The 22,814-nt window shown below is 50.5% G+C and carries 13 protein-coding genes and 1 pseudogene; 2 read left to right on the forward strand and 12 right to left on the reverse strand.

The genetic code is table 11. From position 1 onward, the window contains the following. Positions 1–20: 20 nt before the first annotated feature. From JNUCC32_RS10885 to JNUCC32_RS10895, 3 genes are read right to left on the reverse strand one after another with little or no spacing between them, the layout of a single operon-like run. The gene (locus tag JNUCC32_RS10885; RefSeq protein ID WP_192572011.1) at positions 21–1,112 is read right to left on the reverse strand and encodes a DUF4832 domain-containing protein; all 1,092 of its coding nucleotides are present in this window, start codon (positions 1,110–1,112) and stop codon (positions 21–23) included. Continuing rightward, positions 1,093–2,418: an acyltransferase domain-containing protein gene (locus tag JNUCC32_RS10890; RefSeq protein WP_192572012.1), complete on the reverse strand. Its 1,326-nt coding sequence runs from the start codon at positions 2,416–2,418 to the stop codon at positions 1,093–1,095. The genes JNUCC32_RS10885 and JNUCC32_RS10890 overlap by 20 nt, the downstream gene beginning before the upstream one ends. Then, positions 2,396–3,760, reverse strand: a complete 1,365-nt coding sequence (locus JNUCC32_RS10895) for a DUF4832 domain-containing protein (protein ID WP_192572013.1) — start codon at positions 3,758–3,760, stop codon at positions 2,396–2,398. The genes JNUCC32_RS10890 and JNUCC32_RS10895 overlap by 23 nt, the downstream gene beginning before the upstream one ends. A 351-nt stretch (positions 3,761–4,111) precedes the next feature. On the opposite strand from JNUCC32_RS10895, the gene JNUCC32_RS10900 reads away from it, so the two are divergent. Together JNUCC32_RS10900 and JNUCC32_RS10905 are read left to right on the forward strand one after the other, a co-directional pair. Continuing rightward, the gene (locus JNUCC32_RS10900; protein WP_192572014.1) at positions 4,112–5,134 is read left to right on the forward strand and encodes a LacI family DNA-binding transcriptional regulator; all 1,023 of its coding nucleotides are present in this window, start codon (positions 4,112–4,114) and stop codon (positions 5,132–5,134) included. A gap of 165 nt (positions 5,135–5,299) precedes the next feature. Continuing rightward, positions 5,300–7,288 (forward strand): DUF4832 domain-containing protein, encoded by a 1,989-nt coding sequence (locus tag JNUCC32_RS10905; protein ID WP_192572015.1) that lies wholly within the window; start codon positions 5,300–5,302, stop codon positions 7,286–7,288. A gap of 122 nt (positions 7,289–7,410) precedes the next feature. On the opposite strand, the gene JNUCC32_RS10910 is transcribed toward JNUCC32_RS10905, so the two are convergent. The 9 genes and pseudogenes from JNUCC32_RS10910 to JNUCC32_RS10950 all read right to left on the reverse strand — a co-directional run. Beyond that, positions 7,411–8,703 (reverse strand): class II aldolase/adducin family protein, encoded by a 1,293-nt coding sequence (locus JNUCC32_RS10910; RefSeq protein ID WP_192572016.1) that lies wholly within the window; start codon positions 8,701–8,703, stop codon positions 7,411–7,413. 217 nt (positions 8,704–8,920) lie between these two features. Beyond that, on the reverse strand, positions 8,921–12,631 hold the full coding sequence (locus JNUCC32_RS10915; RefSeq protein ID WP_192572017.1) for a cobaltochelatase subunit CobN: 3,711 nt from the start codon (positions 12,629–12,631) through the stop codon (positions 8,921–8,923). 34 nt (positions 12,632–12,665) lie between these two features. Continuing rightward, positions 12,666–14,633 (reverse strand): VWA domain-containing protein, encoded by a 1,968-nt coding sequence (locus tag JNUCC32_RS10920; protein WP_192572018.1) that lies wholly within the window; start codon positions 14,631–14,633, stop codon positions 12,666–12,668. Beyond that, positions 14,630–15,559, reverse strand: coding sequence for a magnesium chelatase ATPase subunit I (locus JNUCC32_RS10925; RefSeq protein WP_228468936.1), 930 nt, complete (start codon positions 15,557–15,559; stop codon positions 14,630–14,632). Before JNUCC32_RS10925 ends, JNUCC32_RS10920 begins: the two co-directional genes overlap by 4 nt. A 13-nt stretch (positions 15,560–15,572) precedes the next feature. Continuing rightward, positions 15,573–16,358 (reverse strand): ABC transporter ATP-binding protein, encoded by a 786-nt coding sequence (locus JNUCC32_RS10930; protein ID WP_192572019.1) that lies wholly within the window; start codon positions 16,356–16,358, stop codon positions 15,573–15,575. Then, complete coding sequence (locus JNUCC32_RS10935; protein ID WP_192572020.1) at positions 16,355–17,344, reverse strand: FecCD family ABC transporter permease; 990 nt, start codon at positions 17,342–17,344, stop codon at positions 16,355–16,357. Before JNUCC32_RS10935 ends, JNUCC32_RS10930 begins: the two co-directional genes overlap by 4 nt. Further along, a complete protein-coding gene (locus JNUCC32_RS10940) occupies positions 17,334–18,368 on the reverse strand; it encodes an ABC transporter substrate-binding protein (protein ID WP_192572021.1) in 1,035 nt (344 codons plus the stop codon). Before JNUCC32_RS10940 ends, JNUCC32_RS10935 begins: the two co-directional genes overlap by 11 nt. A 383-nt stretch (positions 18,369–18,751) precedes the next feature. Beyond that, complete coding sequence (locus JNUCC32_RS10945; RefSeq protein WP_323373762.1) at positions 18,752–21,943, reverse strand: alpha/beta hydrolase; 3,192 nt, start codon at positions 21,941–21,943, stop codon at positions 18,752–18,754. Beyond that, positions 21,944–22,690, reverse strand: a pseudogene (locus JNUCC32_RS10950) (ABC transporter ATP-binding protein); the annotation flags it as partial. Positions 22,691–22,814: the final 124 nt, after the last annotated feature.

Raw genomic sequence — 22,814 nt, forward strand, 5'->3', positions numbered from 1 at the left:
CTCGTATTTGTCTAGATCGATTATTCTTGTCCCGGCATCTGGGGATCTTCCAGGGGATAATATCCTTCCGGATAATAGGTGTCCCATATATTCTTGAGCGGATCCTCGCGGGCGGCTTCGACTTGTATCGTACCCATCTCATAAAAACCATCCTGTTGCCGGTTCTGTATATTCAGCGTGAGTGAAGAACGGTCTTCGAAACAGAGCGCTATGCCAAGCGAATAGGTTCCCGCCGCGATGTCCTGCAAGTGTACGATCTCGTTATGGACAAGGTCGCCGGTTAACCAGGAATGCGTTGCCGCGTGCAGCGGAAATTCATGGGACACGTCTTCCTGCTTTAGCTGCAGCCGCAGCTGAAATTTTCGATAGATTCTTGAGCTTCCCGAGTTTACGAACCAGAATCGCAGCGGCAGGCTCCCGCTGCCGGACACCGTTTCCGGGTAGGTTAGCCGACGTAAAGCAAGGTTGTAACCAAGCCCTAGGTTTACGTTGGACATCCCGGCATGCCAGCGAAAGGCTTCCCGTCTGATATGGGAACCGCCAGCTTCATCGGTCGCATGGAGGAACACCGGGTAGCTCTTCCATACCCGCTGCAAATGATGTTTGGCAAAGGCTTCGCAGCATTCGATCCAATTCTCCTCGCCGCACTTCACCAGCAAGCCAAAGCCGCGGCCGCGCTCCTTTAAATATCGAATCAGTGGTTCATTCTGCAAATCTGCAAGCAGTACCTGGGATCCAAAGGAATCGATATAGGCGTTCCATTCTTCCTTGCTGTTTGCCAAGGTCGAGATCATGACGGCCGCAAGGCGTTTATCCGAATCGATCATACTCCCGACTTTTCGGATCAATGCCGCATAACATGCTTCGTGGTTATCCTTCGTCCATTCTGGCAGGTCCGGCGTCAGGAAAAGAACAGGATTCGTAATCGCTTTCAATACCTTGTCGATCCCTCCGAGCTTATACTCTCCTCGCGCAGGTTCTAGTTCCTTCCATGCAAAAGCCGCATATTCGAATCGACCGTGGCTTGTATCATACTCCTTGACCGATAAGGGCTTCGGCCTGATTTTGACGGTTTTGTACTTCTCGTAGCTCTCAAGCGAATATTTCCCCATCCTCTTCGCTCCTTTGTAAATGGCTGTCAACGGTTCCGCGGAACAATTCTATATCTGCGTCGGTTATATAAGGCATGCTGCCAATCCGGCCGATATCTTCCTTCAGCACGATCATGCTTAACGTATTGAATCTGGCCCCGGTCCGCATATACTCAGCTGCCGCTCTTTGCAGCGAGGTCGTATATTCGCTGGTGTTCAACGCCGGATCAGCATTCCGGTCTCCAAAGACTTCATAGCGCAGCATGCCGTCCCCTTCATGGGTGGGATAATTATAAAACTGCCGTTGAACGTGGACGATATTGCTTCTATCATTGTCCAAAACGAGCGAGAGCCTGGAATCATAAAGCCAGCTTGAACTCCAGAAGCCTCTGATGGGCAATTCCGGAAAATATCGATCATAGAACCCGATGGCCATCGCCATGGAATTCCTCAGCCTGTCTGGCGTGTACCCGGGCCCGGAAGGAATGTGAAGCGCCAACAGGGTATCCCCTTTTTGAAGCACGGTATCCCAGTCCTTCTTTAAGATTGGCGTTGTTTCTCTTTCGACGAATCCCATGGGATTGATCCGATTCGCTATGATGAATTCGGCATTCTCCTGCCATTCCGATGTGAAGCGGCCTTGCGAATCATAAACATCGTTGATTCCGTTCCGCTGTCCATCGCTGCGGAAATCCTCTCCGGGATGGCGAAGGGCAAGCACTTCCTGCGTATCCCTATGGCGGAACATGGTGAAGGAATCCTCGAATCGGTACGGAATAAAATAGAAGCGGTCCAACAGAAAGATGGAGCAGGTATAGAAATTCATCACCCACGGGAAATCATGAACCTTGGCATCGCCCTGCAGTGCCAATTTTTCCATTTGCAGCTTCAGCGGTTGATGTGGAATGTCCTCATAATAGGTTAGGGGTACGGAACGCTTCTCCAGCATCTTCATGGAAGGCACCACGCAGGCTAGCAGCAACAAAAATGAATATAATTCGCCGTACTTCTTCATGCATGCGGGCGTCATATTGGTATAATGGGCTTCATCACAGCGATTGCGCGCCGAGCACAGATCCTCCACCAAAAATTTGGTGAAATGAAACAATACGGCGTCTTCCTCTATCGCTAAAATCCCCTGTTTAATCCATTGCCGAGTCTCCTCGGGAGTCTGATATCGCTCAAAGATTCCATTCAAGAAGCCCCTTGGTATGAGATAGGGCTCGCCATCCGGTAGATAGCGATCATATTTTGCTTCCAATCCATCAGGCAGATAATCAAATTCACAGATCGCTGTTACTTCTTTATAATTCATCGGCCTTTCCATTAGCCTGCCTCCCCCTTTCGACGAATAGCTTACCCATCGGGTAAAAGCCGTCTTGATATCCCGTGATTGCCAGCTGGATATTCCCGATTTCCTTCACGCTGGTTTCGATGCCAATCTCCAGCGCATACTCGCCCGCCGGCATATCGTCCGGCAGCGAAAAGCTTTCTGTCCAAGCAATATCCTCATCCGGGAGCCATTCCCTGATGTCTTCACTGCTATGAAGCGTATACGATCGACATTGGCCGGTTAACCTCACCGCCAGCGGATAACGATGATAAATCGGAGCGACGCCGACATTAGCCCACAACGCATCGATGTTTAGCTCTCCGCCAACGAACGCTATCGAATCGTACGCGAATTTCCTTAATTCGAAGCGGTAGCCCATCTTGTTAATCCAAGCCTTGACCTTCTCTTTCCACGGTTCCGGTACTACCGTCCCTTTGTTGTTAAAGGATGAAATATGCCACTTGAGCGTTTCCTGTATGATATAGTCGATATCCCAGCCCTGCAGATACCAGTCATTCATATGCCAGCATGCTTCGAACAGGATCGGCGCTTTCTCCCAAGCATCGCCCATCTCAAAATTCTGAATATTTTGCGGATAGAAATCGGTCATGTGCGACCATTGATCGCCATGAAAGCCGCCCATATCCCCCAAGCAATCCACGCGAAATCCGACTTTGGCTTTGCGTTCATTTATGATTCGGATCGACAGCGGATCATGCAGCAGTGCCTGGAGAGGCGTTATTTTAAAACCGTCCAAGTAAGCATCCGTTATCTGCTTAATCGCGCCAGTCGTTAGAAATTCGGTTCCGCCGCCTTCCCCCCAGGCTCCGACTATGGTCAAATCGATCGAGCTGATAAGCGGATGGCCGTCAAAGCGGGCGGCAAACGCCTTGATGAAATCAGACCAATACTCGGCATATGGGGTGGTCAGAGGGTCTACTCTCCAGAACGGAAACTCGGGCTCCTCCGGATATTCGGCCCGGAACCAAGACGGAATATCGTCTTCTTCGCTTAATGCATATGGCGAACAGCGCACCACGGCAGTACAGCCTAATGATTTGGCGTAATTCAGCTTTTCTTCCAGCACGATCCAGTCGTAACTCCCTTTATCCGTTTCGATGTCACGCCAACGAACGCTACAGAAATATACTTTGCTGTCCGGATGGTTGTACGTCCTGCTGTCTTCCGCAAACTTGTATTTGCGCTGCGCTTCCCCCCGGTTATCAACAATCCGTTCCGGATCTCCCATCAAGCCCGGCGCCGTGGTAAAGCCAATACCCGGATTGGTCAACATTTCATCCGATATCATAGGGTAAACCGTAACTCTCTTGTTCATATCCCAACTCCCCCATGTACTAAACAGAACTCTCTGTTTGTTACGTTGTTTGTTACGTTGAATCTGTTTTATTACACAATTTGTTTAGTGATTTCATGTTATATCATTCGCATGTTATCTGGCAATATCAATTTTGAAATACTTCGAAATTTCTAGTGACAACGCATGGAATATACATGTTACTCTTGATTTTGATTAAGGAGGAATGTAAAATGAAGTAACGTAACAATATTGCGCAACAAACAACGTAACATAATCTATAATAAAAGCAAATCATTGTTAACAATGTAACATTCCTATAAACTCTAAAATGGCGATTATTAGTAACTTAAAAGGAGAATGTGTTTATACATGAGTACGATTCGGGATGTTGCTAAACTTGCAAATGTATCCACAGCCACCGTGTCCAGAGTGTTAAACAATGATACGAAGTATAAAATCACGGACGAAACCCGGGAAAGGGTTTGGCAAGCCGTTACGCAGCTGAACTATAAAATCGCATCAGGGCCCAAGCGGAAGGTTTCTGCTCAGGATCCGGCCGAAAGCAAATCGCATATCAAAATCGGATGCGTCTTAAGCGTCACCAAGGATAAATACAACGATCCCTACTTCATGTCGATCTTATCCGGCGTGGAAGAACGCTTGCTTGGCGCCGGTTACAACATGTCCTTTATCCGGACGGGAATTGAATTGAACGACAGCAAGATCCTATTTAATACATTCAGCGAACCGATTACCGGCCTCATTCTCATGGAATCGCTCGATCACGAGACCTACGAATATATTCGCAAGCAGGTCCCGTACATCGTAGGTATCGATACGGAACGCGGGGATATCGACAATGTCGGCTACGATCATTACAATGTCGCTTCGATGGCCGTCAGCCATCTTATTGAAAAAGGCCATACCCGAATCGGATATATCGGGGGCAGCGGATTATCGAGCAACCTCAAAGACAGCCGTCGTTATCGGGGCTACTACGCAACCATGCATGCTGCCGGATTGTCGGTCAATCCCGATTGGGTTATTGATTGCATGTGGGATGAGGCGGTCTGCATCGAAAAAATCAATCATCTATGTACAAACCGAAATTTCCCGACTGCCTTCTTTGCCGGCAGCGATTTAATGGCTATGGCCGCCCTCAACGGCCTGTATAACAACGGTATTTCCGTTCCTGACGAAGTAGCGGTTATTGGGCTATCCAACATTGAGGTATCCAAGTATTCCAATCCGCCGCTGTCTACGATCGATGTGCCGATGAAAGAAATCGGCATGGTAGCTGTCGATAACTTAATCGACCGAATCAACGGAAACAAGCTGCTGCCCAAAAAGGTGATTTTGCCTACCCGCTTGGTGGCACGCAGCTCAACTTAAACGGTTTTTTTGGCAAGAGGAAACTTAACGGCGTCCCATGCTTTTTCAGAACAAGCGCCTGGAACCGTTGCACGTATTCACGAATTGTTAATTGCCTGGCTCGGAAAGGAGGTGAAGGATTCGATTTCTTGAGAGTAAAAGAACAATTCTGTGAGGAGGTTTGACATGAAAGCACGGGGTATCCATTGGAAGCAGCCGTTTGCCCTAATTATCATGACGGCCATTCTACTTGCCTTATTCCCTTTTCCCCGCTTTACTTGGTCTGCGGAAGCTGCTTCTGCCTCTATCGTTGTTGACGGCGATCCGAGCGACTGGGAGGGCATTCCGGCCCTATCCACGAATACGGGAACGGCTCAAATCTTAAAGGCTTCCCATGACGACAAGAATCTTTATCTGCTTGTGCAAGGCTCCGGCCTTAGCACTACGATGGGAAGCTTCTGGTTGAATACGGACGGGAATGCTTCTACCGGATATCAAGCTTTTGGCTGGGGCACGACAGGCGTTGAGTGGCTTCTCGAGAACCAAACCTTATACCACTACTCAGGCAATGGAAGCAGTTGGAGCTGGAATTTTTCATCGTCTCTGACTTCTTCTCAATATGTACGTTCCTCATCCGTGATTGAAGCAGCGATCCCTCTTTCTACGCTTGGACTTGGCGAAGGCAGCAGCGTGAGCATCGGGTATCTGGATAACAATTCGGATATGCACCGCCTGCCGGCTCAGAACCAGCCGCTTCCGGTCTATACCTTACAAGCACATCATCCGGGAGGCAATATGATCGAATTCTATCCAACCGAGCTGAATGATCCGTTGAATAACCCGTTTAAAGGCTGGGCTCCATCCGCGAAATCTACCAATTATCCTCAACCTCATCGGCTGGTATATGCCGGCGTGACTTGGAAGGAGTTTGAGCCGACGAAGGGCAATTATGATTTCAGTGCGATTGAAGCCTCCAATCATTTCGACTATTGGAAAAGCCGCGGCGTCAAGGTAATCCTTCGCTTTATTCTGGACAGTCCTTCCGGCGTGGCTCACCGGGATATCCCGGATTGGCTGTACAACGACATGGCAAGCCTGGGACAATCGCCGGGCAAGGCCTATCGCGACGATACTGGAGGCATGGGAGACGGCAACAACACGGGCTTCTCTCCTAATTACAGTTCCGACTATCTGATCGCCAGGCACAAACTTGCAATCGAGGCGATTGCGGACCATTACGACTCCCCGGATAGCCCGATCGCTTTTGTGCAAATCGGTTCGCTCGGACATTGGGCCGAATTCCATACCTGGCCTTATGTCGGACCGAACGGGGAAAGCAACTATACGGGGGCATTTCCCCCGAACAGCATATCCAACCAATATATTCAGCATTATATCGATGCCTTTGCCGATCAGGAGGATCACACGCAGCTATTGATTAGACGCAGCGTAGAGCTGGCCAAGAATAACAACAAGGGTTTGATTCTGGGAATGTACAATGACGTCTTCGGCGATCAGCCGAGCTTCGATTCCGATTGGGGCTGGTATACAGGCACCCAGAACGGATATTGGGATGACATCGGCCAGCAGCAACCCGCACATGCAAACTTTTGGGATACTCGCGTCTCCGGCGGCGAATTTTATGGCGGTGCTTATGGCATGAATGCTGCGCTTACGTCAGGCAGCGGCTTCAATGAGACCCTTCGGCAAACCGAGCTCAGCAAGCCAAGCTGGCTGGGACCGAATTCTCCGGCTTCCCTGGCGGTTGGGAATCCATTGCAAGGCAACATCGATACGCTCAAGAAACGAATGGGTTATCACTTTGTCTTAAACAAGGCTGCATACCCGCAAGTAAATAGCGGAAGCACGCTCGAGGTATCCGTCACGGTGGAGAATAAGGGGGTTCAACACTTCCCGTTCAATTGGCCTCTTGAAATCCAGCTGCGCAGCGGCGGCCAGATCGTGGCACGCCAAACCACATCGGCGGACTTAACGACCTGGAGAACAGGGCAGCACACGGTCACAGGCTCTCTTCCTACGAATACACTGCCGAGCGGTACTTATGAATTAGCCATTGCGATTCTCGATCCATCGACGAACCAGCCGGCGATTGATTTCGCTAACACAAACCGGCTTTCAGACGGAGCTTATAAGGTCGGTTCATGGACCAAATAGCATGATAACCGGATTTCAACTAGCATAATAAAAAGAGCAGCAGATGGCCGCGTATCATTCACGGCAACTCTGCTGCTCTTCCTTCATTTAAAGGCTATAGATCATGAACGCCAGGTTCTTGCTCATGATTCCAGATGAAATGCTGCTTCAAGCTCGCGGATTCGCTCATCATCGATGTGGATGACATCGCCTAGCGTTCTCGCCGACAAAATGGATTTCGCGCTGTACTCCGCAACTTCCAATCGATCAAAAGCGTTGAGCAGGCTTTGACCGGCAACGATTACGCAGTTATTGTTCACAATGGCAATCGGCGTATTGGCTTTAAACAGCGAAGCGGTACGCTCAGGCTCGTTATACACCGCATGAAAGGGGAGCTTCGGCGTTCCGCGAAGCAATATATAGCTTTCCGGAATCGTCCTCGAATCGAAGGCCGTGTCGGTGACCGCAAATGCCATAATGTTGGGAGGATGCGCGATGATGACCGAATGGACATGCGGCTGCGTGTTATAGATCGCTTCATGGAGGAAAACGGATTTGCTCGGCTGTTTGCCCGCTTCCGCTTTGCCGTTCTCTATGCGGACGAGGTCTTCCGGTTCCAGATCATTGCGGTCTTTGCCATAGGGCGTGATGACAAAATCGTTTCCTTGCAATCGATGGGAGAAGGTGCCCTGCGTGCTGGTGAACAATCCCTGTTTATACGCGCGTTTCATCAATCCGCACATATCGCGGCGCAGCTCTTTTTCTTCCGACGTGCAGGAATCGCGGATGAACGTATCCATCTGCAGCGTGCTTTTGTTGCGCACGGTTTCGTAATCCTCATCGTTAAGCAGGACCGGTTTACCGATTCGACGTGCCTCAATCTCAAGGCGTGCACAGAAGTCGAGGGTTTCGAACCGACGAAACGCTTGAAATAGGTCCTCTCCCCCGACCACGACCCCGTGATTCTCCAGCATGACCGTGTCGATCCCTTGCTTGAAGACGGCTGCGATGTTCTCCCCAAGCTGCTTGCTTCCGGGCAGCGCATAAGGCGCGATTCCGATCTCGCCGCAGATTTGCCTTTCGTTCGGAAGCAGCCTTGTATCCGGAATGCGCCTTACTATGCTGAACGAAACCAGTGCAGGCGGATGGGCATGAATGATCGACTTCAAATCCGGGCGGGCTTGATAGATGAGCCGGTGAAAGGGAAATTCGCTGGAAGGCTTGTGAATTCCCTCTACCCTGCCGTCCTCCTTCACGCATACCATATCCGACCGGTTAAGCGACCCTTTGTCCACTCCCGCTGGCGTAATCCATATATCCCCGTTTTGGTCCCTGATCGACAAATTGCCTCCCGACGTGGTTGTCATCCCATGGTTGTAAATGCGATTGATAAAGAGAAGAAGCTGATCTGCCGGATGCACAAAATCCTGATTCATTCCTGCCACCGCCCTATCCGAATGTTTTTGTTTAATTTTGTTTGTTTTTATTATACTGTTTTTTCTGTTGATGTTCGAGGAGAATTGTGGCAAAAACAATAACAATAGCCGTAAATAATAATGATAATGATCCTGAACCGGAACATAAAAAAACAGGGATGATTATGATATCATTCCTGTTTTCCCCGTTTGGCATAGTGGATCTTCACTTTACGACCTAGGTATTACGGCCTTCCAGATCCCCTTCAAGCTCCAAATAACGATCACGCAACATTCCCAATTCATCCTCCGACGCGTCCCAATAATTCCGTTGATGACTCTCCAGCAGAGTTTCCAGCATACTGTGATATGCAGAACGGTTATTGTCCCGCATTTGCTTGCTGCGCTGTTCGTCCGCAACATATTCCTTGTGAACCGAAGAGAAGATCCAGGAATCCACCTGGTTCGTTGTCGCTGCCAGACCGAGCAAGTTTTCCGTTCGGTCGGCTATGTTCTGTGCCCCGTGAAAGTCGTGCTTCAGCAATCCGTCCATCCACTTGGGATTAAGCAAGCGGGTTCGAACGCCTCGCTGAATCGATTTGCGTACTTCTTCCGTTAATGCCTGCTCGCGCGTTGTATCGGTGATATACATTTCCGCTCGACTGCCCTTAACGATTTCTACCGATTTCGCCAACCCCCCGAAAAATTCGTAATAATGGTCCAAATCCGTAATTTCGTGCTCATGATTGCTCCGAATTTGCGAAACGATATCCACGGCCGCCAAGTTGGCCTGATACAGCTCAAGCATTTCCTTGCCTCTGTAGTTGGCGCTATATACATGCTTCAGGCTGTTCATAAATGACGCGCCTATTTGGCTTTCCTCTTCCCACTGTTTGGTCTCGATCAGCTTGGTTACGGACGTTCCATATTCTCCTTCGGCAGGTCCGTAAATGCGGGCGCACGCCAAATCCCAAGCCTCGTCGTGCCCGGCGCCGGCATTGCGCAGCTGTCGGTACAGCAACTCCGAGTGCTGTTTGAACCAATTTTGATCCATCGGCTCATCCAGCTCGGATACTTCTCTAAAAATGCGATAAAGCATGAATAGCTGGTCCGGAAACATATCGCGGAAAAAACCGCAGATATGCACGACGACATTGATTCGCGGTCTGTTCAGTTCGGAAAGTGGAATGATTTCATATCCCATATGCATGGAATGTCCCCTTTCCTTGATTCTGACGCCGAGATAAGCCAGAATCTGGCCTAACGTCTCTCCCTGGGTCCGCGAAGTTTCCAGCCCCCACATCACGAGTGCCGTCGTTTCAGGATATTTTTGATGGGCCTCGTAGTACAGCTTCAAGGTATTCTCGGCAATTTTCAACCCGGTCGCAGCTGCCGTCCGGCTTGGAATGGATCGCGGATCGAACTGAACCAGGTTATTTCCGGACGGCAAAACCTCCGGATTACGAACGCTGTCCCCGGCTAGGCTAACCGGCAAATACGCCCCATCCAGCGCCCGCAGCAGGTTCTTAAGCTCCATATCCGCTTTGGTGGAGTGATATGCCGTTAACCCGTGATTCCAGATGTCGTTCCAGCGTGCCTTCATTTCATCCGGCAACTGTGGAGGCTCAGGGATGGCTTCATTATGAATAAAGGATAACACGGCTTTTCCTACACACTCATCCAGCAGTTGCAGTCTTTCAATGTCCCGGTTTTCCAGCAGGCTGTCATAATCCCAAGCCATGGATGCCGCAAATACACTTTGCAGCGATCCAAGTTTTCCCTGCTCATGGCTCAAAATCATTTTCATATGCCCTGCCGCTTCTTCATGGTTGTAGCCCTCGCCGACGACATGCAGACCGTTCGGGATCACGGATCTTCGAATCCGATACAGCTCGATTTCGAGCTCTTCCAAATCGTCCGTTTCCATAGAAAGCGATGCCGCCTGGTCCCGTATCCTCTTCCTTACGTCGGGAACACGCGTTGGATTCAGCCGTTCCGTTTCCCGGTACTCGTGCAGCATCGCTTCAAGCTCGACATATTCACCATATAATCCGCTTGACGTGAAGGGCGGGGATTGGTAACCGATCAAGGCAGCATGCGACCTTCGCTTCGCGATCATTGCCTCGGACGGATTTCCAACGTAATACATATAGAAATGCGGAAGATCTTGGATCAGGGCATCCGGCAAACAATCACCGGACATTCCGCTCTCTTTTCCCTCCAGAAACTCAAGGGTTCCGTGGGTTCCTACGTGCAGGATGGCATCCGCCTTGAATTCGTCCCGAATGTATTGATAAAAGGCTAAATACTGATGGTGCGGAAGAAGGCTCTTGTCATGGTAAGCAGCCTCGGGATGCTCGTGAACGCCCCGGCTGGGCTGAACCCCGATAAACAGGTTTCCACTTAGCAAACCGGGGATTTTGAATGCTCCCTCCTCCGTCGTCATAATATTGCCCGGCGCCTCTCCCCACTGCTGAATAAGCTCATCCCTGCGATTGGCAAACACTTTATTATTCTGCTCATAAGCCTTATTGTCGTACGTTGGAAGTTCAACGGACCAACGCTCGTCCGTCCAGACTCCGGAATTGACCGCTCCTTCCCGAAGGAAGCGTTCCCTTAATTCAGCTCCGGTAAATGCCTCTGTCGTGTAGCCGTGATCTTTCATCGCTGTCGCGATTCGGGATATGGATTCGAACGTATCCAGAAACGATGCCTGAAATAAATGCCCCTCTCCGGGAGGATAGTTATAGCCGATGATGGCGATACGCTTTTCCGACGGCTGCTTGGTTCGAAGGTCCAAATATCGACGAACTCTGCTGATCAACCGCCGCGCTCGCTCCTCGATGACCCGCAGTTCCTTCGTGTGAAGCTGCATTTCCTCATCGTATTCACGACCGGATAATGCGGCAACCGGAAGCATGTCAATGCTCCCGTCGAGCTCGGGCAGCATCATTTGGACCAAAAATTCGGAAGGCGATAAACCTTGCAGCGAGCCTTCCCATTCTTCCCGTTCCCTTCGCGTTAAGAAGAACGGATGGAACATCGGCGCTTCAACTTCCTTTATTAAGGATAGGATCTCATCGCTTTTCCCTCCGGTAGGCCCCGCGCCAAGCCGGAACGGAACAAAATTTACGATTAGATCGATCTTACCGCCCTGGGAGCCTCCTTGCATCAGCAAACTTCGCAGCCTTTGGGGATCGACGCGTACCAATGAAGTGAGTGCGATGGGTAGGACATTCGCAAATTTCCGAAGGTCCTGAATGATACCGCCTACGATTTCACCGGTATGGAGCGGATAGCTGTATCCCATAAATAGCACGGCTACCGTCGGCAAATCGGTCCGAACGGGCGTCACGCTCTGATAGGCCTTTAAAGATTCATACGGTCGCTTCAAGAGTGGGTCGTAAATACCCAACGTCTCTAGAACAGAAGGCGGTTCCACCGGCGGCCAATCCGTTATTTGGCCAAATGTTGTAGCGATATAGCCCAGCATATGCTCCAAATTGTCGATACTTGAATGTCTCCAGTAATCAAGTAAGGTTCGATAATGCTCGAGATCTTGATTTATATCAATCCGTGCGGAAGAACCCGTCGGATCCCCTCGTTGACCGCTTCCGGCAATATCTTCATAACGCAGCGATCCCAATCGGAACAAATCTTGAATCCCATCCGCATTCCCTCCTAAAATCACCTGCTGCGCCTCATGACCTTGGCAAAGATCATAAATGCGGGAAAGGGTCTGAGCCGGCGTACCGTGCGGATCATGAATAATAAACTCCGCTTCCTCTACCTTTGCCTTCAGCCGCTTCCATTCTTCATCCGACAATGTTCCTTCTACATTTAACACGGATAACGCTAGACGACTGCGAAAAGATGCGTCCCATTTCTTATATAGCTGCGACAAATCCCTCATCGCTGCATGCGATGTCGTCAGAACGGCGATTTTCACTCTTGTCGCCTCCCCTCTATAATCATTCGATAGGTCATTTCATGGTGGTGCGGACAGCCCGTGCAATACCTTCGTCATCTACGTGGTCAAGTAATCTGTATTCAGCGCCTAAAGCGTCAGCCAGCTCCCTCGAACGTCCCAATTTGACAAATCCCTGCTCCGTATCTAATACCAGGGACCAAATTCCGGCAGCGCGGATCAGCTTAGCCGCTTCCAGACATTCGTTCCAAATGTCAGCATACGCGCTTAATCCGATGGAGCTTTCATTGGCACGGCCATCCGTTACGATGATCATGACCGGAAGCGTATCGTTATTTCTGCGTTTCTCCGAATGGAGCACCTTGTGCGCTTTGGCCAGCCCGTCTGCCAGAGGCGTCTTTCCCCCTGTGGGAATGTCCCGAAGCTGCTTGGACGCGGCTTCGATGCTGCGCGTCACCGGAAGGATCAGCTCGGCTTCGTTGTTTCTGAAGGCGATCATCCCAATTCGGTCTCTTTTCTCATAAGCATCCTGCAGCAGTGACAGAATAGCGCCTTTGACGGCGGTCATTCGCTTTCGAGCCGCCATAGACCCGCTGGCGTCAACGACGAACAGCAAGGTTGCCCCTACCCGGTTCTCTCTTTTCTTTAGACGCAAATCATCAAACTCAATGGCAAACGCCACCTCGTCTTTTTTTGTTCTGATTGTTTGATAGGGAGCCGCTGCGCGGATCGTGGCATCCAAAGCCACGTCGGTTCGCAGGTTCCTGCCCGGGTACATATACCCCATAGCTCTCCCTTTCTTCTGGTTAGCCCGGGATTTATTTCGTTTTCCCGATCCCTCGTGTTCAATCTTGCGCTTCCCCTCGAGCTGCAACGGCTTCATTGTAAACGTTTCGTCTGGCAGCAGCACCCGTTCCTCCAAACCTTCTGATACGTGCTGTCGATCATCCGCATGCTGCTCTACCGTACGGCTGGCCACATCTTGTTTGTTGTCAGAAGAAGCGTTGCCCGTATTATGGGGATTCCGTTTCGGTTCGGGACTTTTCTGTAGAGGAATTGGATAGGAGCGGGCATGATCCTCAAAAGAACGTTCCGGCTGTTTACTGTTATCCTGTTCAGGTGAGCCGCTGCTAGAAGCACGGGGCTTCTCCATTACATGTGTCATTCTGTGGGGCAGCACAAATTCAGCTATCTCCCGGATGTCGGCGGCGGTAACCGCGGAACGCCCATCCCAAGCGGCGGCAGCTTTTGCCCCTTCAATCAGACTGAGATCGCCCCTGGAGCTGCTGATCCCGGCTTCTCTGGCGATGGAGGCTGACAATTGAATCATGTCCGCGCTCACCTGAACTTGGGGAAGAGCTTGTGCGGAGGCTTCGACGCGAAGACGCAGCGTTTCATCCTGCGGCCGATATCGGTTCTGGAATGCGAACGGATCATGCTCAAACTGCAGATTTCGGCGTATAATCTCTGCTCTTGATACGGAATCGTGAACATAGTCCAACGTAACGCAATAACCAAAATGGTCCAGAAGGGGAGGCGATACCCGGCCTTCATTGGGATCCATTGCTGCAAGCAGCATAAAACGGCTTCTCCGAACCGTGGATATCCCCTCTCTTTGCACATAGATCGAGCCCGTAGACAGCGTGCTGACGATCTCCTTCAAGATCGCTTCAGATAGTAGATTCATATGGTCTACAAGCAGGAGCTGTCCATTGGCTTCTTCCAGCAATCCCGGAGCAAGCGCTAGCTTTCCGCCTTTCATGGCGGCTGCCATATCCAAAGCGCCGAGCAGCCGGTCAGCCGTAACGTTGACGGGTACGGATAGGATTCGGCGCGGCTTGACCAAAGAAGAGGCCGCATGCAGCAGGGCGCTTTTTCCTGACCCGGGATTGCCGTTAACAAGTATGCCTCCAATCGCTGGATTGACAAGATAGAGCAGTAAAGCTCGTTTGGCCTTCTCTTGGCCCAGAATCGCACTGAATGGATATACCGGGACAGCGCTCTTCCATTCTTCCGTTATCATGACGGTACCCATTCGACTGAAGTCAGTATCGTCTGTAATCGCTGCTCAATGCCGCCGGTGGCTTCAAATGGCTGCCGTCTCATGCGATGAGGCAAGACCAAGTGCGCCGCTTCTTGCATATGATCTAGGCTTACAGTCTCCTTCCCCTGCCAGGCAGCCAGGGCAACCGCCGTTTTGATGAGGGTGATATCGGAACGGTGTCCCTCCACCTCCAGTGCAATCCCGATTTTCGCTGCCAGCTCAAGCATATCGTCCGAGATCGGGATATGGCCCAGACGGTCTCGGGCCTGCAGGATCTGGTTCAATACTCTCTTCTGCTCCGTCTCAAATCGCGCTGCAAATGAAGCAGGGTCCCGTTCATATTCCAATCGTCTACGGATGACAAGCGTGCGCTCTTGAACGTCCCTTTCCCCGCCGATCTCCACCGACAGTGCAAACCGGTCCAATAGCTGCGGTCGCAGGTCCCCTTCTTCGGGGTTCATCGTCCCTACCAAAAGGAACCGTGACGGATGGGAATAGGAAATGCCTTCTCTCTCAACGGTATTAACCCCCATCGCAGCCGCATCCAGAAGCACATCTACGATATGATCATCGAGCAGATTAATCTCATCGACGTATAAGATATGGCCGTGGGCCGCAGCCAGCAATCCGGGTTCGAATTTCTTTTCTCCTTTCTTGATCGCATGCTCGATGTCTAAAGCACCGACAATCCGGTCTTCCGTCGCACTAACCGGCAAATTGACAACGTTCAGATCAGGCACAAGCCCCGATAAGGCACGTACCGTCGTTGATTTCGCCGTTCCTTTTTCCCCTCGTATCAGAACGCCCCCGAGTTTCGGATTCACGACATTCAGAATGAGAGCCAACTTCATTCGGGATTGGCCGACAATGGCTGTAAAAGGATATTGATGATCTATATGTTCCAAAGCGTTCGACTCCTTATTTCTTGATTAATCCGGTAATCCGGCAAATCGGCTTGTCGCGAACCGGATCGGTTTCCACAGAAGCTTCAACACCGAACACCCTGCCCAGCAGATCCGGCGTCAAAACCTCGGATGGTGAGCCATAGCCTTCCACCTTCCCTGATTTCATCGCCAGGATATAGTCGGAATAGATTGAAGCGTGGTTAATGTCATGCAGAACCATGATAACGGTCATATTTAATTGTTGATTCAATCCCCGAACCAGCTCCAAAACCTCCAGCTGATGGGCAATGTCCAGGTATGTGGTCGGCTCGTCCAGAAGCAGCACGCCTGGCTGCTGAGCCAGAGCCATGGCAATCCACGCTCTCTGTCTTTCTCCGCCAGACAGCGTATGCAGAAGTCTGTCCTCATAAGGCGTAAGAGCGGTTGCCTCCAATGCCCAATCCGTGATCTCGCGGTCCTTGGCGCTGACATGATTCCAGTAAGGCTGATGGGGCGTTCTTCCATATCCCACCAATTCCTTCACCGTGATTTCTATGGGCTCTTGCGATTGGGCCATATAGGACAGCTGCCGGGCCACGTCCTTCCCGTTTAAATCGGATAACGGCTTGCTGTCAAGCAGAACCTGCCCTCCTGCGGGCTTCAGCTGGCGAGCAAGCGCTTTAAGCAACGTGCTCTTCCCGCAGCCGTTCGGACCGATAATGCTGTACACGGATCCTTTCTCGAAGGAGATGCCCAGATGTTGAATAACAAACTTATCCTGGTATTTCAGCGAAAGATCGCGAGTCTCCAAACGTGTCATGCTTTCCTCCTCCTTAACAGATAAAGGAAAAAGGGTGCTCCCAATGCGCCCATGATGATTCCGACTGGAAGCTCAATCGGTGTAAACATCATTCTTGCCAGCGTGTCGCAGAACGTCAGAACGGCAGCGCCCAGCAAAGCAGAGGACGGGATGAGAATCCGGTAATCTCCGCCGACAAGCAGCTTGGCGATGTGGGGAACGATCAGACCGACGAACCCCAGCAAACCGGCGATGCTGACGGCGCTGGCTGCGAGCAGCGTGGCGATTGCGGTTATCATGAAACGGGACAGCTCAACCCGCGTCCCCAAATTCCGTGCATTGATGTCACCCAGCATCATAATATTCATCTGCTTGGAGAAGATCATCGCCAGAAGAAGACCGATAAGCGAGTAAGGCAGTATGGTCGAGAGATCCGGCCAGCTTTTGGCTGCAAGCCCGCCGACCATGAAGATTAAAGCGCCATGCACGCGGTCGCTGTAAAAGGTAAGCATCGCCGATATCCCGGACCCCAAGAATGCGGAGACAGCGACCCCGGACAGAACGATCCGCAGAGGGCTAACGCCATCCTTCCAAGACAAAAGATAGATAATGAACGCGGTGAGAGTCGCTCCGAGAAATGCTGCAGGCGTCAGTAAGTAATCATATTGCGGTACAACCACCAGCAGGAAAATCCCGAATAGTCCGGCGCCGCTGGAGACTCCGATAATGTGGGGATCAGCGAGCGGATTGCGCATGACGCCTTGCAAAAGCGCCCCGGATACCGCGAGGTTCGCGCCTACAAGCATCGCGACAAGCGTCCGCGGAAGCCGGATATTCCAGATAATATCCCGGTTCATCCCTGGCAGCTCATGATGCAGGATACCCGTGACAATGTCCCGAAGCGGAATCATAACGGCACCGGTAGCTATACTGATCAAGCACGCCGAAGCTGCAGCGATCGTGAAAATAATGATCAGGGATGCATGACGGACCGATCTATTCAACATCACCATAGATCTCCGGATACACCAGCTTGGCTAAATACGCCAGGGATTCATCATAGTGAAGCCCCGGGTTGGTAAGAAACAGATCGGATGGTACGACAATGACGTGTTGTTCCTTGACGGCCCCGATGGAGGCCCATGCCGGATTGTTCTCAAGCTCCTCTTTAATCTTCTTCTCGCCAACGGTCTTTTGTCCGTGGATAATCAAAAAGATATAATCCGGATCCTGTTTCACAAGCACCTCCATGCTGTAAGGCGTCGTGGTTGGACTGTTAGGCGACGATTCCAGATTCTCGGCAGCGTTGGTCAGACCCAACATCTTCGCTATTTCCAGACCCGATGTGCCGTTCTTTTGTATCGAGATCCCGCCCGGCGTGACGTTCATATTGATAAAGGTACGTTCCTCATCCGGTAATTTTTCCACGATTTCGTTTACTCGAACCTCCAGAGCTTCGAGCTTTTCCGGGAGCTGCGCTTTCGTACCCGCTATCTTCGCCATCCATTCGGCTTTGGTTTTCATATCCTCATAGCTGGTCAGACTCATCAAGGCAACAGGAATCCCGCTGCTCTCCAGCGATTGCACAAGCTCTTTATGAAACCGCGCCTGCCCGATAACCAGATCGGGTCTGAGCGATACAACCTGTTCCAGGTTGATCTGGCTGACGCTGCCGACGGACGATATCGCTTCGGCCTCTTCAGGAATCGAAACCCCGGTAGCTTCCATCCGTCCCACGGCCTCTCCGCCGACCGCGTATAATAGATCAAGGAATTCGGGCGATAGCACAACGATGCGTTCAGGCTGCTGCTGAAGCGTTATGGTGCGATCCGTTGCGTCCTGGAATGTTATGTAATTTTCCTGAGGATCAGACCGTACCGGTAACGATGCATTGTCACTCGGCTTGGTTTCCGGATTGCTGGAAGTCTCACTCCCCCCGCAAGCTGACATGATGAATCCCAGTAATAAGAGAAATGAACTGACGGCTGCGATATAAGATGTTTTCTTGCGTTGCTTGAATCTAAAGTACATAGATTGACTCGCCCTCCCGATGATAAGTTTGTCTCTGAGCCACCGATCTTTCGTTTGTTTTCAGTGACCTGTTTATTCGTAATTATTACGATTAACAAAATATACTTTATCCCGATTATACGTCAATGTCAATCGTTTTCAGAAAATCGTAATCATTCTTATTAGTTGAGGGCATAAACGGATATCGATTCAGAAAAACATCTATCGATGTAAATTCTAAGTAGAAAGACCGGCTTAAGCTGAAGTTTTCTTGCGAGCTAAGGATGGTTAAGGCTCCGAAGTTTATACTTTCTTATCTCATAAAAAAAGCCGCCAATATGGCGGCTTCGAAAGTGTATTTTTTATTGCGGCATGATGCTCCATCGCGGTTCACGCCTCTGACATTAAGGAATAAAATCAACCATGGGATAGTCTGCGGACGGGGAGTTCAGCAGCGGCTGTGGTGCACCCTTTAGATGATAATCGAAAAAAGCAGCGACATACTCTCGATGGGCGGCGATCGTCAGTTCGGGCTCAGCTGTCCCGATAAATTGTTGGACGACTCGCGGCGAAAGGCTCAGCCTCTCCTGAAGCTGTGGAAGGAGCGACTGATAATCTGTAAACGTATAATGTGCTCCCTCGGGTATGCTTAAATCGAGCTTCCAGCCGGTCGAATGCTGCCAGAACGATTGACGGTCCATCGCGGTTAGATGGGAATCAACCTCGCCCTCTTTATTGTAGCCTGAATTCATGAGCATGAAAGGACGATCCAAACCGTGCTGCGCCACCGGGAGCGGGTTATCGGGCATGTGCCCCATCGTTCCATCCATATCGATGCCGGCGTCGACCCGGTCATCCTCATACATAACCTGAGCAGCGGTAGCCCCGCCTGCGGAATGTCCGAATATTCCGATCTTTGACAGGTCCCATGCTTCTTGAAATCCAGCGGGTAAAAGATCGCCTGAATAACGGCCTTTCTTTATGAATTCGAGTTGATCCAATACATATTGGATGTCATCCACTCGTACCTCTAGCATCTTCAGTACCGTTTCTGCACTGAATGGCGGTAACGACTCCGTGGCCACACGACCATCGGGAAACTGGACCGCAGAGGCTTCATACGTATGATCGACTGCAACCACCACATAACCTCTGCTGGCCAAGTCTTCGACTACAGCCGTCCCGAAGTTTCTTGGAACAGATCCGCCAGGTGTGTAGATGAGGATCGGCCACCCATCGCCGTTGTTCAGTGGAGGAGCATTCACCCAAGAGTGTGTGCCGATACCGGATAGATCGACGCTGCCGGGATCCAACCCGATCGTGGAGATCGTGTTTTCGTCGTAATACTTTGCTGCTTCGGGCTGCATGTACAAAGCCTTCTGCTCGCTTTTTCCCGTGGCCGGGTACCATATGCTGACCATCAGCTCCCTGTCTCTGTCCTGTTTCCAAGGGTCCACCCGGTTGTCATCCTTGAAGTGCATTTCCATCGTCCCCACAGCGTATTTTCCAGTAGGTTTTGGAAGCTGTAACTGGATTTTCTCTGCCGGGCCCCTTTCATCCTGCGTTGCAGGGGTTTCCGTGCCGAAGAATATGCCAATCAGTACCAGAATACAGACCGTAATGGCTATAGCTGCAATTCTTGCCACGGGGGCAGACTTTCCATGGACGATCCTGCTGATGGAGTTGACCGTGAGCACATAATAAACCGTATAGATCAGGATAAACACAGCGACGCAGATCAGGATGGGCAGCAAGAGACTGGTGCCTGCCATATTGCTGAATAACCTTTTCAACAATTGCAGGATGACCATGTAGTGGGCAAGCCCGATCGCGAGCGGCAAAGCAAAAATGAAGGCGTTCTGCTTGATGATGGCCATACTGATTTCTTTTCCGCTTACTCCGACTTTTTTAAGAATATCGAATCGAGGTTTGTCTGTCGCCGCTTCTGTCAATTGCTTGAAATAGATCATGCTTCCTGTTGCCATGACAAAAACGAGTCCCAAAAATCCTAATATAAACACATTAAAGGCCGCTTCTTCGATTCCAAGCCGGTATTCGGAATAAAAAGAAGACAGGTTCGATTCCGGTGTCTTCAGCGCCGCCAGCGCATCGGCCGTGTGCTTCGTCGTCTTCTGTTCCTGCACGGAATACCCGACATAGCGGGTCGGCGAAACTTGCGCCTCGATGTTGTCGTAGGTGCCGTTACTTACAACAATCATCACGTCCGGATAACTCCAATTGATGATTCGTTCTACGGTCATCCCCGCAAAAGCAAGGGTTATCCGTTGATCAGGCAATTCGATGTCGACCGTTTCGCCTTCGTAATCGGACCACTCATAGTCCGTATACATGGGCCGGATCGCAACGGCTTCATCCTGTTCGATCGGATCAAGAACGGGGAAGCGCAACACCTTTGCCACCTGGTTGTATTGATCGATCGAAACCACTTTGAGCGGGGTTTTATCGGCTTCGATCATTCTCTCCGGAAGGATCTCTGGATCGGAAGCCTCCCCTTTTGTCTCCAGCACCGGAATCGTCATTTGCGCTATAATCGGATGCGCTTCATCCCCGCGTATGATATCGTCTACGTTCTGATTAAAGGCTTTGTCCTGGGCAATATACATGTAGCTAAACGGTGCCGTGAGCTTCGATGTTTTGTCAAACGTGAAATACGCACCTAATCCGACACTGAAAGCGCACAAAGCCGCTGCGGATAACAGGGAAATGACGCTTAACAAACGAGCGTTTCCTTTAATCCGGTACACCAAATTAGAGGTGATGACCAGATTCATGCCTTTATAATAACTTCGCTTTCTCTTCTTGGCGGTTCTCAACAAGACAATGACCAAGGAGGAGAAGAGCAGAAGCGTTCCAGCGATAATACCGACGGTCATCACGCTCAGGTTGACAAGAATTTCTTCGGTGACGGAAAAATCGCGGAAAGCGAATCCGTATCCCGCAGCCAGACAGAGAACCGCACCCACAGCCGATAGAAACGACGCTTTCGGTTCCTGCTCCCCTTTCTGCTCCGCGCGAAACAATTCGATGAGTTTAAAGCTGTAGATCAATCGATAGCCTTGGATCGATGTCGCCAAAATAATCACCATGAACACGATGAGCGTATGAACCAGCGCGCGAAGGGAGAAAGCCATGCCTACCTGTACAGGCGTCCCCAGCAGTTTGATTAATATCATGGCGAACAGCTTGGATAACAATGTGCCGATCATGATTCCTATGATTAAAACCGTCACCCCAATGATCAGGTTTTCATAAAACAGCATTTTCCCGATCTTTTTTTTGGGCAAACCAAATAGCGCGTACAAACCTACTTCCTTTTTACGCTGTCTCGAAAAAAAACGGTTGGAGTACATGATAAAGACGGCAACAAACACAATCAATAGGATGGACGCCATCATAAAAACGGATTGCATGCTCTGCGACGATTCGATTGAACTCGCAATTTCTTGGCTGTACTGCAAAGAAAGGAAAGTATAATAGATGATGACGCTGAACAGGATGGAAATGAAATAGAGGGCGTAGTTTTTGAAGTTCCCTTTCATGTTCTTTTTCACGATGTCAAACAAGGTCACTTGCATTCCCCCCAGTACGGTCAATACATCCAGTATTTTTTTGAAGAAGTGTTTGCGGGATGCCTCGCCTTTCGTCAGTTCCGTGAAAATGCGACCGTCCTTAATAAACAGCACGCGCTTGCAGTAACTTGCCGCAAACGTATCGTGGGTGACCATCAGAATCGTTGCCTGATCATATTCATTCAAGTCCTTCAGGCTCTCCAGCAGGTCGGTCGCCGATTTCGAATCCAGAGCGCCGGTCGGCTCATCGGCCAGCAGCAGGCTGGGGCCGGAAATCATGGCGCGTGAAGCCGCAGTCCGCTGTTTTTGCCCTCCGGAAATCTGATACGGGTATTTGTCCAGAATCGGGGTGATGCCGAATTTGTCCGCGATCTCCCCCACTCTAAACTCCAGTTCTTTGACATTCATCTTGGCCAGCGCCAAGGGCAGCAAGATGTTCTCCTTCACGGTTAACGTGTCCAGCAAATTGTAATCTTGAAAAATGAATCCCAGTTTATCCCGGCGAAAAGCGGATAGCTGTTCCTCATCCATCTTCAGCACGTCCATCCCGTCTATCACAACGTCTCCGGAGGTAGGCTGATCGATCGTTGCCAGCACATGGAGCAACGTCGATTTGCCTGCGCCCGACGGCCCCATGATCCCTACGAACTCTCCCTCCTGCACGGTCAAATCGATATCATCCAAGGCGGTATAGACATTTCCTTTTACGCCATAAACCTTTCGAACCTGAGCCGCGTTCACTACCATTTTCATGTTGATCTTTCCTTCCTGGTTATCAATATAGAAACAATGTCAGCACGATTTCGAAATCATGTATTTCTTATCCTGATCTTAATACAGGTCGCCTTTACTTTAGCTTACAACTTCCCTCTCAACC

The organism is Paenibacillus sp. JNUCC32, assembly GCF_014863545.1.
Lineage (GTDB): Bacteria > Bacillota > Bacilli > Paenibacillales > Paenibacillaceae > Paenibacillus_AQ > Paenibacillus_AQ lautus_A.